8 protein-coding genes are annotated in these 13,744 nt (G+C 72.4%); 1 reads left to right on the plus strand and 7 read right to left on the minus strand.

Features of this window, described 5'->3' with window-relative positions; all coding sequences use genetic code 11:
- Nucleotides 1–83: 83 nt before the first annotated feature.
- Both ACFPP6_RS15130 and nrdR read right to left on the minus strand, forming a co-directional pair.
- Nucleotides 84–2,957: a vitamin B12-dependent ribonucleotide reductase gene (locus ACFPP6_RS15130; protein ID WP_382041662.1), complete on the minus strand. Its 2,874-nt coding sequence runs from the start codon at nt 2,955–2,957 to the stop codon at nt 84–86.
- A 113-nt stretch (nt 2,958–3,070) separates the two neighbouring features.
- On the minus strand, nt 3,071–3,583 hold the full coding sequence (gene nrdR, locus ACFPP6_RS15135) for a transcriptional regulator NrdR (protein WP_382041664.1): 513 nt from the start codon (nt 3,581–3,583) through the stop codon (nt 3,071–3,073).
- Between the two features lie 548 nt (nt 3,584–4,131).
- On the opposite strand from nrdR, the gene lexA reads away from it, so the two are divergent.
- Complete coding sequence (gene lexA, locus ACFPP6_RS15140) at nt 4,132–4,917, plus strand: transcriptional repressor LexA (protein WP_058047270.1); 786 nt, start codon at nt 4,132–4,134, stop codon at nt 4,915–4,917.
- A gap of 168 nt (nt 4,918–5,085) precedes the next feature.
- On the opposite strand, the gene ACFPP6_RS15145 is transcribed toward lexA, so the two are convergent.
- The 5 genes from ACFPP6_RS15145 to ACFPP6_RS15165 form a co-directional block, all read right to left on the minus strand.
- Nucleotides 5,086–7,065: an ATP-dependent DNA helicase gene (locus ACFPP6_RS15145; RefSeq protein ID WP_382041667.1), complete on the minus strand. Its 1,980-nt coding sequence runs from the start codon at nt 7,063–7,065 to the stop codon at nt 5,086–5,088.
- Nucleotides 7,066–7,108: 43 nt separating this feature from the next.
- Nucleotides 7,109–8,884, minus strand: coding sequence for an IucA/IucC family protein (locus ACFPP6_RS15150; RefSeq protein ID WP_382041670.1), 1,776 nt, complete (start codon nt 8,882–8,884; stop codon nt 7,109–7,111).
- Nucleotides 8,885–9,053: 169 nt separating this feature from the next.
- Nucleotides 9,054–9,902: a GNAT family N-acetyltransferase gene (locus ACFPP6_RS15155; RefSeq protein ID WP_382041673.1), complete on the minus strand. Its 849-nt coding sequence runs from the start codon at nt 9,900–9,902 to the stop codon at nt 9,054–9,056.
- Nucleotides 9,903–10,010: 108 nt separating this feature from the next.
- The gene (locus ACFPP6_RS15160; RefSeq protein ID WP_382041676.1) at nt 10,011–12,017 is read right to left on the minus strand and encodes an IucA/IucC family protein; all 2,007 of its coding nucleotides are present in this window, start codon (nt 12,015–12,017) and stop codon (nt 10,011–10,013) included.
- A gap of 27 nt (nt 12,018–12,044) precedes the next feature.
- Nucleotides 12,045–13,532, minus strand: coding sequence for a diaminobutyrate--2-oxoglutarate transaminase family protein (locus ACFPP6_RS15165; RefSeq protein WP_382041679.1), 1,488 nt, complete (start codon nt 13,530–13,532; stop codon nt 12,045–12,047).
- Nucleotides 13,533–13,744 lie beyond the last annotated feature (212 nt).

Genomic DNA, 13,744 nt, shown 5'->3' on the forward strand with positions numbered 1-13,744 from the left:
ACTTCCTCCGGCCACCGCCTTCACTCACTGATCAGCCGCCGATCGGCGGAGAACCCGCCGTCCCGCGCGGCGCGGCGGCCGCGTCAGCTGCAGCCGCTGGTCGAGCCGCAGCCCTCGCAGAGGTAGCAGCTGCCCGCACGGCGCATCTTCGTGCCGCAGGAGAAGCACAGCGGCGCGTCCGCGTTCAGACCCAGCTGCATCTCCACCAGCTCGGTGGAGTTGTGGGCCTGCTTCGGCGCGGGGACCGCCGCGGCGGCGGCCGGCTGGGCCGGCTTCGGGGCCTCGGTCTGGCGCGGCGCGGACTGGGCGAGGCCCTCCACGTCGACGTCCTCGTCGATCGGCTCGTAGGAACCGGTGTCGAGGTGGCGCTGACGCTCCTCGGCGGAGTGGATGCCGAGCGCCGAGCGGGTCTCGAAGGGCAGGAAGTCCAGCGCCAGGCGGCGGAAGATGTAGTCGACGATCGACTGCGCCATCCGCACGTCCGGGTCGTCGGTCATGCCGGCCGGCTCGAAGCGCATGTTGGTGAACTTCGAGACGTAGGTCTCCAGCGGCACGCCGTACTGCAGGCCGACCGAGACGGCGATCGAGAAGGCGTCCATCATGCCCGCGAGGGTCGAGCCCTGCTTGGACATCTTGAGGAAGACCTCGCCGAGACCGTCGTCCGGGTAGGAGTTGGCGGTCATGTAGCCCTCGGCGCCGCCCACCGTGAAGGAGGTGGTGATGCCCGGGCGGCCCTTGGGGAGGCGCTTGCGGACGGGGCGGTACTCGACGACCTTCTCCGCGGCGGCGGGGGCGGCGGCCTCGGGGGCCTTGGCCTCCTCCTTCTTCTTGGCGGAGAGCGGCTGGCCGACCTTGCAGTTGTCGCGGTAGATCGCGAGGGCCTTCAGGCCGAGCTTCCAGCCCTCGAAGTAGACCTCTTCAACCTCCTCGACGGTGGCCGACTCCGGCAGGTTCACCGTCTTGGAGATCGCGCCCGACAGGAACGGCTGCGCGGCGGCCATCATGCGCACGTGGCCCATGGCGGAGATCGCGCGCTCGCCCATGGCGCAGTCGAAGACCTCGTAGTGCTCGGCCTTCAGGCCCGGGGCGTCGATCACGTTGCCGTGCTCGGCGATGTGGGCGACGATCGCCTCGATCTGCTCCGGCTGGTAGCCCAGGCGCTTGAGCGCCTTCGGCACCGTGTTGTTCACGATCTGCATCGAGCCGCCGCCGACGAGCTTCTTGAACTTGACCAGGGCCAGGTCCGGCTCGACGCCCGTGGTGTCGCAGTCCATCATCAGGCCGATGGTGCCGGTGGGCGCCAGGACGGACGCCTGGGCGTTGCGGAAGCCGTTATTCTCGCCGAGGCGGACGACGTCCTGCCAGGCCTCGGTCGCCGCGGCCCACACCGGGGTGTCCAGGTCGTCCATGCGCCGGGCGACACCGTTGGCGTCGGCGTGCTGCCGCATGACGCGCTTGTGGGCGTCGGCGTTGCGGGCGTAGCCGTCGTACGGGCCGACGACCGCGGCCAGCTCGGCGGAGCGCTTGTAGGAGGTGCCGGTCATCAGGGAGGTGATGGCACCGGCGAGGGCGCGGCCGCCGTCGCTGTCGTAGGCGTGGCCGGTGGCCATCAGCAGCGCGCCGAGGTTGGCGTAGCCGATGCCCAGCTGGCGGAAGGCGCGGGTGGTCTCGCCGATCTTCTCGGTCGGGAAGTCGGCGAAGCAGATGGAGATGTCCATCGCCGTGATGACGAGCTCGACGACCTTGGCGAAGCGCTCGGCGTCGAACGACTGGTTGCCCTTGTCGTCGTCGCGGAGGAACTTCATGAGGTTGAGGGAGGCGAGGTTGCACGAGGAGTTGTCCAGGTGCATGTACTCGCTGCACGGGTTGGACGCGGTGATCCGGCCCGACTCCGGCGAGGTGTGCCAGTGGTTGATCGTGTCGTCGTACTGGATGCCCGGGTCGGCGCAGGCCCACGCGGCCTCGGCCATCTTGCGGAAGAGGCCCTTGGCGTCGATCTCCTCGATGACCTCACCGGTCATCCGGGCGCGCAGCCCGAACTTCGAGCCGGTCTCGACGGCCTTCATGAACTCGTCGTTGACGCGGACGGAGTTGTTGGCGTTCTGGTACTGGACGGAGGTGATGTCGTCGCCGCCCAGGTCCATGTCGAAGCCGGCATCGCGCAGGGCGCGGACCTTCTCCTCCTCCTTCACCTTGGTCTCGATGAAGGCCTCGACGTCGGGGTGGTCGACGTCGAGGACGACCATCTTGGCCGCGCGGCGCGTGGCACCGCCCGACTTGATCGTTCCTGCGGAGGCGTCGGCGCCGCGCATGAAGGAGACCGGGCCGGAGGCGTTGCCGCCGGAGGAGAGCAGCTCCTTGGAGGAGCGGATGCGGGAGAGGTTCAGGCCGGCGCCGGAGCCGCCCTTGAAGATCATCCCCTCTTCCTTGTACCAGTCGAGGATCGACTCCATGGAGTCGTCGACGGAGAGGATGAAGCAGGCGGAGACCTGCTGCGGCTGCTTGGTGCCGACGTTGAACCAGACCGGGGAGTTGAAGCTGAAGACCTGGTGCAGCAGGGCGTAGGTCAGCTCGTGCTCGAAGATCTCGGCGTCCGCCGGGGAGGCGAAGTAGCCGTGCTGCTCGCCCGCCTTGCGGTAGGTCAGCACGACCCGGTCGATGAGCTGACGGAGGCTGGACTCGCGCTCGGGCGAACCCGTGGCACCGCGGAAGTACTTGCTCGTGACGATGTTGACCGCGTTCACCGACCAGAAGTCGGGGAACTCCACGCCGCGCTGCTCGAAGTTGATCGAGCCGTCGCGCCAGTTGGTCATGACGACGTCACGGCGCTCCCACACGACCTCGTCGTACGGGTGCACACCGGGGGTGGTGTGGATGCGCTCGATACGCAGACCCTTGCCGCCCTTGTTCCCCTTGGCGCGGGAACCTCGTGCCGGGCCGCTCGTCGTCTCGGTCATGCCGCCTCCCTCTACGGGCAAAACGCCCTAATGCGCCCAATTCTTCCGTGGCGCGCTATGTACTGTCTTCGCCCGGGCGCGCGGCGCGCCGGGCAGGTCTGTGGTGGCCGCGGCTACTCGGCGGCCGCGGTGGGCGCGGGAACCTGCGGGTCCCCGTCACCGTCGCCGGCGATCGCGGCGGACCGCTGCTCGCGGAGCTCCGCGACGGCGGCCTCGAAGTCCTCGAGCGAGTCGAACGCCTGGTACACGGACGCGAACCGCAGGTACGCGACCAGGTCGAGGTCCCGGAGGGGGCCGAGTATGGCGAGACCCACGTCATGGGTGGAGAGCTCGGCGCTGCCCGTGGCGCGCACCGCCTCCTCCACCCGCTGACCGAGCTGGGCCAGGGCGTCCTCGGTGACCGGGCGGCCCTGGCAGGCCTTGCGCACTCCGGAGATGACCTTCGTGCGACTGAAGGGCTCGGTGACCCCGCTCCGCTTGATCACCATCAGCGACGCGGTCTCCACGGTCGTGAAACGACGGGAGCAGTCGGGGCACTGGCGCCGCCGGCGGATCGAGCAGCCGTCATCGGTGGTCCGGCTGTCGACGACGCGGCTGTCGGGGTGCCTGCAGAAGGGGCAGTGCATGGCTCTCCACCCTCCTCACCCTCGTAGGACTGTGCACGATCTTCAGCCTCGGCCGACCCTCGAACGGGGGCCTTGCGAAGCAGCCCCAAGCATAGGCGATGACGGCGCCCGCAAATGACCGGCGACGCCCCTCGACCACAACCTGTGGGCGGCTTCCGCCAATCAAACCACTAGATCTGGTGCCGTGCGGTGAGCCGCGCCGGACGCGTTTCGCAGTCGCGAGGACCGGTCACGACCCTACGCGAGCCGCCCCGGCAGCAGGGGCACGGGGGCTTTGATGACACACTGGGACCACCGCGGAGCCGCTGCACGGAAGGGTCCGGGGGCGACCGTACGGGCCTGCACGAGGCCCGTACGGACGGGCGGCCCGCTCGGTGCGCTTCGCACCGAAGGGTACCGTAATAGGTCGAATTGATCTTCAGCCGTACACCCTCAGCCTTGATCACGTCAGGCAAACTTCGATATTTCACTCGAACGTGTGTTTGGCGCAACCTTTCGAAAGCAACTACCGTTGTCCAGCTAGGGAGAACATTTCGAGAGGGGCCGACGTGACCACCACCGCAGACAGCGCCACAATCACCGCCCAGGACCGCTCCCAGAACCGACTCGACCAGGCACACCCGATGAATGACGCAGCCATGAGCACCGAGGGGCAGAAGCCCGCTCGGGCCCTCCCGGGACGACCTCCAGGCATCCGGGCCGACAGCTCGGGTCTCACCGACCGCCAACGGCGGGTCATCGAAGTGATCAGGGATTCCGTCCAGCGCCGGGGCTACCCACCCTCCATGCGGGAGATCGGCCAGGCGGTGGGGCTGTCGAGCACCTCGTCCGTGGCCCACCAGCTCATGGCCCTGGAGCGCAAGGGCTTCCTGCGCAGGGATCCGCACCGCCCCCGGGCCTACGAGGTGCGCGGCTCCGACCAGCCCAGCTCGCAGCCCACGGACACCACCGGCAAGCCCGCCGCCTCCTACGTGCCGCTCGTCGGCCGGATCGCCGCGGGTGGCCCCATCCTCGCCGAGGAGTCCGTGGAGGACGTCTTCCCGCTCCCCCGCCAACTGGTCGGCGACGGCGAGCTGTTCGTCCTGAAGGTCGTCGGCGACTCCATGATCGAGGCGGCCATCTGTGACGGCGACTGGGTGACGGTCCGCCGCCAGCCCGTCGCGGAGAACGGCGACATCGTGGCCGCCATGCTCGACGGGGAGGCCACGGTCAAGCGCTTCAAGCGCGAGGACGGGCACGTGTGGCTGCTGCCGCACAACGCCGCCTACCAGCCGATCCCCGGCGACGAGGCCACCATCCTCGGCAAGGTCGTGGCGGTACTGCGCCGCGTGTGAGGCACAGGGCCGCAAGGCCGGGCCCCGGAACCACCTGCGCCGGTTCCGGGGCTCTTTTCCTTGCCGGCTCTCCTATCGGCCATCGGGCCGCCGGGCCATTCCGGCTATCGCCCTACCAGCTCCATCGGCGGGCTCTGCCGGCAGCACAGGCCCAGCCGCCAGGCGGTCCTAGCGGCCCTCCGCCTTCGCCGCCTCGTCGATCGCCGCCAGGGAGCGGCGCACCTGATTACGGTCCATGGTGTACCAGAAGTCCGGCAGGGACGACTTCAGGAAGCCGCCGTAGCGGGCCGTGGCCAGCCGGGGGTCGAGCACGGCGACGACACCGCGGTCCCCCGAGGCCCGGACGAGCCGGCCGGCGCCCTGGGCCATCAGCAGCGCCGCATGCGTCGCCGCCACGGCCATGAAGCCGTTGCCGCCCGCTTCCTCCACCGCCTTCTGCCGGGCGCTCATCAGAGGATCGTCCGGCCGCGGGAAGGGCACCCGGTCCATCACCACCAGCTGGCAGCTCGGTCCCGGCACATCGACCCCCTGCCACAGGGACAGCGTGCCGAACAGGCACGTACGGGCATCGGCGGCGAAGTTACGGATCAGCTCGCCGAGCGTCTCCTCGCCCTGCAGCAGGATCGGCACGTCGAGCCGGCCGCGCAGCTCCTCGGCCGCGGCCTGGGCGGCGCGCATCGAGGAGAACAGCCCGAGGGTCCGCCCGCCGGCGGCCTCCACCAGCTCGGCCAGCTCGTCGAGCATGTCCTTGCGGCCCCCCTCGCGGCCGGGCTGGGACAGGTGCTGGGCGACGTAGAGGATGCCCTGCTTGGGATAGTCGAACGGCGAGCCGACGTCGACGCCCTTCCACTCGGGGCTCTCCGCGCCGCCGGTGCCCTCGGGGGCCAGCCCCAGGGAGGCGGCCACGCCGTTGAAGTCACCGCCGAGCTTGAGCGTGGCCGAGGTGAGCACCACGGACCGCTCGTTGAAGAGCTTCTCGCGCAGCAGCCCGGAGACGGAGAGCGGGGCGACGCGCAGGGACGCCCCGAAGCGGTCGTGGCGCTCGTACCAGACGACGTCGTACTCGGAGCCCTCCACGATGCGCTCGGCGACCGCGTGGATGTTCTCCACGGAGGCCAGGGCCTGCTTGCGGACCGCGTCCTCGTCCTGGACGGACTTGTCGCGGGTGTTGCCGATGGCCGAGATGACCGTCCGGGCGGCGTCGCGCAGTGCCATCAGGGCGTACCCGAGATCGTCGGGGATCTCCTCCAGCCGGCCCGGGAGGGCCAGCTCCATCAGGCGCTCGAAGCTCTCGGCCGCGGTCTGCAGGGCATCGGCGGCCTTCTCGTCGACGAGCTTGGCCGCGCGGCGCACCGCGCGGTTGACCTGGCCGGGGGTGAGCTCGCCGGTGGCGACGCCGGTGACCCGGGAGACCAGCTCGTGGGCCTCGTCGACGATGAGGACCTCGTGGCCGGGGAGCACCGGGGCGCCCTCGATGGCGTCGATGGCCAGCAGGGCGTGGTTGGTGACCACCACGTCGGCGAGCTTGGCCCGCTCCCGGGCGGCCTCGGCGAAGCACTCGGCGCCGTACGCGCACTTCGAGGCGCCCAGGCACTCCCGGGACGTGACCGACACCTGGGACCACGCCCGGTCGGAGACGCCGGGGGTGAGATCGTCGCGGTCGCCCGTCTCGGTCTCGTCGGCCCAGTCGCGCATGCGCAGCAGGTCCTTGCCGAGCTTGCTGGAGGGCGCCGCCGCCTCGAAGGGGTCGAAGAGGCCCTCCTCCTCGTCCTGCGGGACCCCCTCGTGCAGCCGGTGCAGGCACAGGTAATTGGACCGGCCCTTGAGCATGGCGAACTGCGGGCGGCGGCGCAGCAGCGGCTGCAGGGCGTCCACCGTCCGCGGAAGATCGCGCTCCACGAGCTGGCGCTGGAGCGCCAGCGTCGCGGTGGCCACCACCACGCGCTCGCCGTGGGCCAGGGCCGGCACCAGATAGCCGAGGGACTTGCCGGTGCCGGTGCCCGCCTGCACGAGCAGGTGGGAGTCGCCGTCGACGGCTTCGGCGACGGCTTCGGCCATGGTGACCTGACCGGGCCGCTCCGTGCCGCCGACGGCGGTGACGGCGGCGTGCAGCAGGTCGGTGAGGGAGGGCGAGGAGGAGGCAGTCATAGCTCTTCCACCCTAAGGGGCGGCACTGACATCGGCGGCGCCGTCACGGAATGTGCAGCGGATTGGGCACGGTGCCGTGGACGGCCGCGTGCGGGCGTTCCGGGCGGTCGCGGTAGCCGTCGAGGTGCAGCCGGTTGCGGTTGAGGCAGAGCCGCTCGATCCGCGGGGTGAGCAGGTCGAAGGTCTCGTAGCGGTCCTTCATCCGCGGGAAGCGCTCGTGGTGCCCCGTGATCTCCGCCCGCACGAGCGACCAGAAGGTGGCCTCCGGCACCCCGAGCTGCTCCTCGCACAGCGGCGCGAGGTAGCGGAAGACGCCGACGAAGAGGCCGGAGTGGATGAACTGGGTGAGGAAGCCCGGCGGTTCGGTGAGCAGCACGTCCCTCACGTCGTCGGGCATCGCGGCGTGCTCGGGGAGGGGAACGGCGCTGATGTTGATGTCGTCGACGAAGTCCTTCACCGCGAGGCGCGTGGGCACGTCGTTCTCGTCGAAGACGACGATGGCGTTCTCGCCGTGCGGGGAGAAGACGGTGCCGTAGCGGTAGAGGAAGCGCAGGAGCGGCGGGAGCAGCGCGGTGAAGAGGCGGCGGAGCCAGTCGGCCGGGGCGAGGCCCGAGCGGTCGACGAGCTCGGCGGTGAAGGAGCGGCCGGCGGGGTCGGTGTGCAGCAGGGCCGCGAGGGTGCGGGCGCGCTCCCCGGGGGCGAGGGCGGGGTCGAGGGGCTCGCGCCAGATGCAGCCGAGCAGCTCCTTGTACTGGTAGGGGACGCCGGGCACACGGTCGTAGAGGGGGTGCTCGACGGTTACGGAGGCGGTCTCGCCGAGGAGGATCACCCGGGTCTCGTCCCGGAGGAAGTCGTCGGAGTCGCGCAGGGACTGGACCCAGGCGGTGACCGCGGGGGCGGCGAGGGTGCGCTCGGTCGGCAGGCCGCGCCAGACGAGCGTGTTAAGGATCGAGAGCGGGAGCTTCACGGTCCGGGCGTGCGGACGGCTGGTGTTGAGGAAGGTGCGGACGGACTGCTGGGGCAGCCGGAGGTCGTTGTCAGTGGGCAGGGGGATGATGGATCCGTCGGCGAGACAGGGCGCGAAGAGGGGGGCGACGGTCTCGTCCCACTGCCAGGGGTGGACGGGGAGCCAGAGGTAGTCGGCGGGGTCGCGGCCGTGGTCGGCGACGGTGCGGGCGAAGTCGGCGCGGGTGCCGGGGGCGAGCTCCTCGGCGTAGAGCAGGTCGGGGGTGGCCAGTGCGGGGACGGCCCGGTAGTGCGCGAGGTCGCGGTGGGCGGCGATCCAGGGCAGGCGGCGCGGGGTGCGGGCCTCTGGGGCCCACCGGTCGGCGTCGGAGGCGGAGAAGCCGAGCCGGCCCTTGTTGGCGATCAGCCAGGGGTGCCCGGTCTGGTGGCCTTCCAGCGCGGCGTAGTCGAGGTCGGCCAGGTCCGCCGCGCTGAGGGCGCTCGCCCGGAGGCGGGTGTCGGCGGAGAGGGTGGCGAGGAGTTCCCTGGCCAGGTGGCCGGTGGTGTCGCCGGAGAGGCCGAGGACGGTGTCGTGGGCGAGGGCGAGGAAGCGGAGGGGGTCCTGGGAGGGGGTCACTGAGTCCGGGTCGACCCGCCAGTGGCCGTACGCGCTCCGGTGTGCGCGGAAGCGGTAGGTCACCTCTTCCGTTAAGGACAGCCGGTAGGCGGTGGCGCGCGCCTCGGCCGCGTCGTCGGGCTCGGGAGTCAGCACGCCCTCGTAGCTGAGTTCACCGAGCATCTTGGCGAGCAGATGGGCGCCCGCGAGGGACCAGTCGGGGCCGGCGAGACGTTCGGGCCGGGGCGAAGGAGGCAAGGGGGCTCCTTTGAGTAGGCCGATGGCGAGGAGGCCGATGGGTGGGTGGGCTCGGAAGGCCGGTGGGTGGAGGAACGGGGACGAACGGATCGGAGAGGAACGGATCGGAGGGGGAGGTTCCGGCGGAGTGCGGTGGAGGAGCAGGGGGCGGCCGGGGGGTGGGGCGGTCCTAGAGGAGGGTGCGCAGGGCGCGGTCGCGGGTCACCAGGGCCGCGCGCTTGTCCGGAAGGTCGATTTCCGCGGTCAGCCGGAAGCCTGCGCTCAGGAACGCGGAGACGCACGGGGTGTTGCGCAGGTCGGGTTCGGCGACGACGCGCCCGCAGGACGGCCGGTGGTCCAGGACGAGGTCGGCGACGGTCCGCAGCAGGCGGGTGCCGACGCCGCGGCCCCGGTCGGCGACCTTGCCGATCAGCAGGTGGATCCCGGTGTCGTGCGGGCGGGCCGGGTAGTGGCGCGCGATGGGGTCGAGGTCGGCGCGGTAGACCTCCCAGTAGCTCATCGGCACGCCGTCGAGCACCCCGAGGCAGGGGATGCTGCGGCCGTCACCGCCGGTCTGGGCGCGCAGGTGGGCCTCGGTCACGCTCTCGGGCCCGCCCAGCTTCCAGAACGCCGCGACGGCCGGGTCGTTCATCCAGCGGGTGATGAGCCGCACGTCGCGCTCGACCCGGACCGGCACGAGCTGGAAGGTGCCCGCGCCGGTGTCGGCGGGCCCCCAGTCGGCGAGGGAGTCGAGGAGGTCGGATCCCGGGCCGATGGCCCCGGCGGGCCCGCGGCCCGCGGTGATCGCGGCCGGCTCCGGGGGGCCGTGGTCGATGAGTTCGACGAAGTCTTCGGACAGCTTCAGTTCGAGCGTGGTCTCGTTGTCGGTCGGCTTGTCGGTCGGCGGGCCGGCACCGGCGCCCGCGGGGGCGCAGTCATCGACGCTCGGCCTCGCGACGCCGGCGATCGTGGAGCCGGCGCGGAGGTGGTCGGTGCCCGGGCCGGGGCCCGGGCCTTCGCTGGGGTCGGTGGGCGGCACGGAGACGCTCTCCTCTCGGAGGATCCCCTCGGTGTCCGGGATCCCGTGGGCCCGCGGGGGCCCGTGTCCTCAAGGGCCCCGTTCGCCCGGGGCCGGGGCTCGCGCCGGTCATCGGGCCGACGTGACCAGGGGGTTGGCGATGGTGACGTAGACGGACTGGGTGTCGACCGGGCCGACGAGCTCGTCGAGCCCCTGCAGCCTGGTCAGCATGTTGGCCTTGCAGCGCAGGGTGGGCGCTTCGAGAAGGCGGGCGGGCAGGGTGGAGCGGCCGGCGGCCGGGCCGGCCACGGCGTCCTTGAGGAAGCGGCGCAGCGCGGCCAGCAGGATCTGTTCGTCGGCGAGGCGCTGCGCGCCGAACGCCCCGATCAGGCCGAGGACGTTATTGATGCCGAGGTAGTAGGTGAACCTCTCGTCGGTGACCTCGTCGGACACGAAGGTGTCGCTCTCCGCGCCGATTCCGGGCAGCCGCCGTTCGAGGGCGTCCCGGTGGGAGGCGCGGAAGTAGTAGCCCTGGTTGTCGCGGTAGCGGCCGCCCGCGGGCCAGCCCTCCCGGTCCAGGAGGACGAGCGTGTTCTGCTGGTGGGCCTCCAGGGCGATGCCCGCCTCGCCGTCCAGCCAGAGCACGGGGCGCACGACCGCCTCCAGGTAGCGCAGGAACCACTCCGCGGAGACGGCTCCCGCGGGGCGGCCGGTACGGTGCGCAAGGCGGGCCACGATGTGCGCGAGACGCGAGCGCATGACCGGCCGCCCGCCGGGCCCGCCGGGGTGCTCTTGATGCTCTTGGCGCTCCTGGTACTCCTGATGCTGTTGATGCTCCTGGTACGCCGGGGCGGGCCAAGGCCTCGGCGACACGAGCCCGGCGAGGCAGACGGCGTCGTCACCGGGGCCGAAGGGGTTGTGCCGGATGACGGCGTCGATGCCGGTCAGCGGAGCGCCCTCGGGAGTGTCCACGGCGAGCCAGGCGGGGTCGCGGACGACGTCGAAGCCCAGCCCGCCCGGGCAGGCCGCGCGCCACTGCTCGGCGAGGCCGCTGCGCAGCAGGCGGTGCACCTCGACGCCGCGGTGCAGCTCTTTGCGGAGGTTCTCCCGGCGGGAGTTGGTGATGCGCAGGCCCAGGGAGAGCTTCAGCATCGCGGGGGCGCCGGGCCGGTGGACGGTCCGTACGGACGAGGTGGCGTACCAGGGCGCGCCGAGGGGGCCGAGGTCGTGCAGCAGGCCGGCGTCCAGGAGCCGGCGGACGCCGGGGCGGCTGCGGACGTCGTGGGCCTGCCAGGGGTGCAGGGGCAGCGCCGCGGTGTCCTCGGGCAGGCGCAGCTCCGGGCCGGCGAGCCGGGCGGCGAGGGTGACGGCGTCGACGGGCCGGCCCCGCTCGGTCCACGCCGAGTCCATGGCGAGCAGGGAGCGGTGGACGGCCATCCAGTGCAGCGGGAAGGCCCCGCGCAGCTCCGGGGAGTAGACGTGCGCCTCGGTGTCGGAGAGGCCTTCGCGGCTCTTGGGCGTGGGGTGGAGGGGATGGCCGAGGAGCAGGGACTGCTCGGCGTAGAGGAAGAGCTCGCCCGCCTCCGGGTCGGCGGGCCGGGCCAGCCGGTCGGCGAGGAAGACCGCCGTACGCCGCGCGGAGTCCGCCACTCTGCCGACGAGCTCGACCGTTCCGTCCGTGCGGCCGCATCCGGCGCGGGCGGCATGGTGGGCGGTTTCGCGGCCGAGGAGCGCCGCCAGGGTGACGGCGTCGACGGCAGGGGCGTCATCGGGGGCGTCCGCCAGGGCCGGCGGTCCGAAGCGGTGCCAGCCTGCGGCGGACCAGTAGGTCACGGGGACCCGCAGGGCCGTCCCGCTCGCGAGGAGGGGCAGGTGCAGTTCGGGTCCGCCGGGCCGGGGGACGCCGGTCTCGCGGATCCAGCAGCGCAGGAGGTTCTCCACGGCGGCGGCGTCGGCTGCGCGGCCGGGGTCGGGGTGTTCCAGCGGGTCGGGGGCGCACGGAAGGCTCGCGTCCGCGGTCCCGTCGCGCGGGCCGCCGCCCTGGCGGGGGACGGCGGAGACCACGGTCTGCCGCTCGGGGGCCGGTTCACTGTCCTGTCCGGCCGTGGAAGCACCGGTCCCGGTGGATGCGTTCATGCGGTGTACGGCGTGCACGTCGCGGCGTCAGGCCGGGGATGCGGCGCCTGCCTCCTTCGGTGTGCTCGGGGCGGGGATGCGGCGGCCGGGCCGGCAGACCGCGGCGACGGCGTCGGCGAGCCGCTCGAGGACCGCCTCGGTCTGCTCGTCGGTGATGGTCAGGGGCGGCAGGAGGCGGACGACACAGGAGTGACGGCCGCCCAGCTCGACGATCAGGCCCCGGCGCAGGCACTCGCGCTGGACGGCCGCGGCGCGCTCGGGCGAGGCCGGCAGCGGCCCGGCGGCAGGGCCGTCGCCGGGGGACGGGAGCGCGGCGATCTCCCCCGCGCGGGCGGCCGGCAGACGGCCGTCCTCCGTGCGCTCCCCCTCCGAACGCTCCCCCTCCGGGGCGACGAATTCGATGCCGATCATGAGTCCGGCCCCGCGGACCTCGCCGATGCAGTCGTACTCCCCCGCCAGCCGCCGCAGCCGGTCCAGCAGGCGCGCGCCCAGCGTGGCGGCCCGCTCGGCCAGGCCGTTCTCCCTGACGTGGCGCAGCGTGGCCGCTCCCGCGGCCATCGCGAGCTGGTTGCCCCGGAACGTGCCGGCGTGGTCGCCGGGCTGCCAGATGTCGAGGTCGCCGCGGTAGACGATGACGGCGAGCGGGAGGCTCCCGCCGATGGCCTTGGACAGGACCATCACGTCGGGCACGATCCCGCTGTGCTCGACCGCCCAGAAGGCGCCGGTGCGGCCCACGCCCGTCTGCACCTCGTCGGCGATGAGCGGGATGGAGCGCGCCGCGGTGAGCGCGCGCATCCGGCGCAGCCAGCCGTCGGGCGCGGGCAGGACGCCGCCTTCGCCCTGCACGGGTTCGACGATCATCGCGGCCGGGCGGCGCACCCCGCTCTTGGGGTCGTCCAGGAGGCTCTCGGTCCAGCGGGCGGCGAGGCGCGCCCCGTTCTCCCCGCCGATGCCGAACGGGCAGCGGTAGTCCTGCGGATAGGGAAGCCGGGTCACCCGCACGCTCGGCGCCGCGCCCGAGGCGGCGAGCGCCCCCTCCGTCATGCCGTGGTACGCCCCCGTGAAGGCGAGCAGGCCGTCGCGGCCGGTGGCGGTGCGCACGAGTTTGAAGGCGGCCTCCACGGCGTCGGTGCCGGCCGGGCCGCAGAACTGGACGCGGCCCGACTCCGCCAGCTCCCGGGGCAGCGTGGCGAACAGCTCGTCCGTGAAGGCGTCCTTGACCGGGGTGGCCAGGTCGAGCACGTGCAGGGGCGCGCCGGAGTCAAGGACGGAGCGGATGGCCTCCAGCACGACCGGGTGATTGTGCCCCAGCGCGAGCGAGCCGGCCCCCGAGAGGCAGTCGAGATACCGGCGGCCGTCCGCGCCCTCGATCGTCAGCCCCCGGGCACGCACCGGCACGATGGGCAGCGACCGGGCATACGTACGGGCGGCCGATTCGCGGGACGACTGCCGCCGGAGGATGCCTTCGTGCGCTGCGGCCGACGGCTCCGTGGGCGGTAGCTGGGTCAAGGCCACGGCTCTGGCTCCTCCTGCTGAACGCTGGTCGGCACTCCCCCGTACGTAGTAACGACGCCGCACGCGACGGATCACGGCCCGCCGTCAAGATCCTTCACGGCGGAACCGAGGACCCGCTCGTTCCCGTCTCCTCACGCACCGGCATAGTGGGGCCCGGCCTCGCCCGCTGGGGCGGTGCATGACAACTCCACAGCGTGGCCGCGACATTGCGG

The organism is Streptomyces aureoversilis (genome assembly GCF_042657885.1).
In the GTDB taxonomy this organism is placed as follows: domain Bacteria; phylum Actinomycetota; class Actinomycetes; order Streptomycetales; family Streptomycetaceae; genus Streptomyces; species Streptomyces aureoversilis.

Bases quoted from the DNA above. Each gene is read 5' to 3' on its own strand.
- ACFPP6_RS15130 (WP_382041662.1), bottom strand. From the start codon at position 2,957: ATGACCGAGACGACGAGCGGCCCGGCACGAGGTTCCCGCGCCAAGGGG.
- nrdR (WP_382041664.1), bottom strand. From the start codon at position 3,583: ATGCACTGCCCCTTCTGCAGGCACCCCGACAGCCGCGTCGTCGACAGC.
- ACFPP6_RS15145 (WP_382041667.1), bottom strand. From the start codon at position 7,065: ATGACTGCCTCCTCCTCGCCCTCCCTCACCGACCTGCTGCACGCCGCC.
- ACFPP6_RS15160 (WP_382041676.1), bottom strand. From the start codon at position 12,017: ATGAACGCATCCACCGGGACCGGTGCTTCCACGGCCGGACAGGACAGT.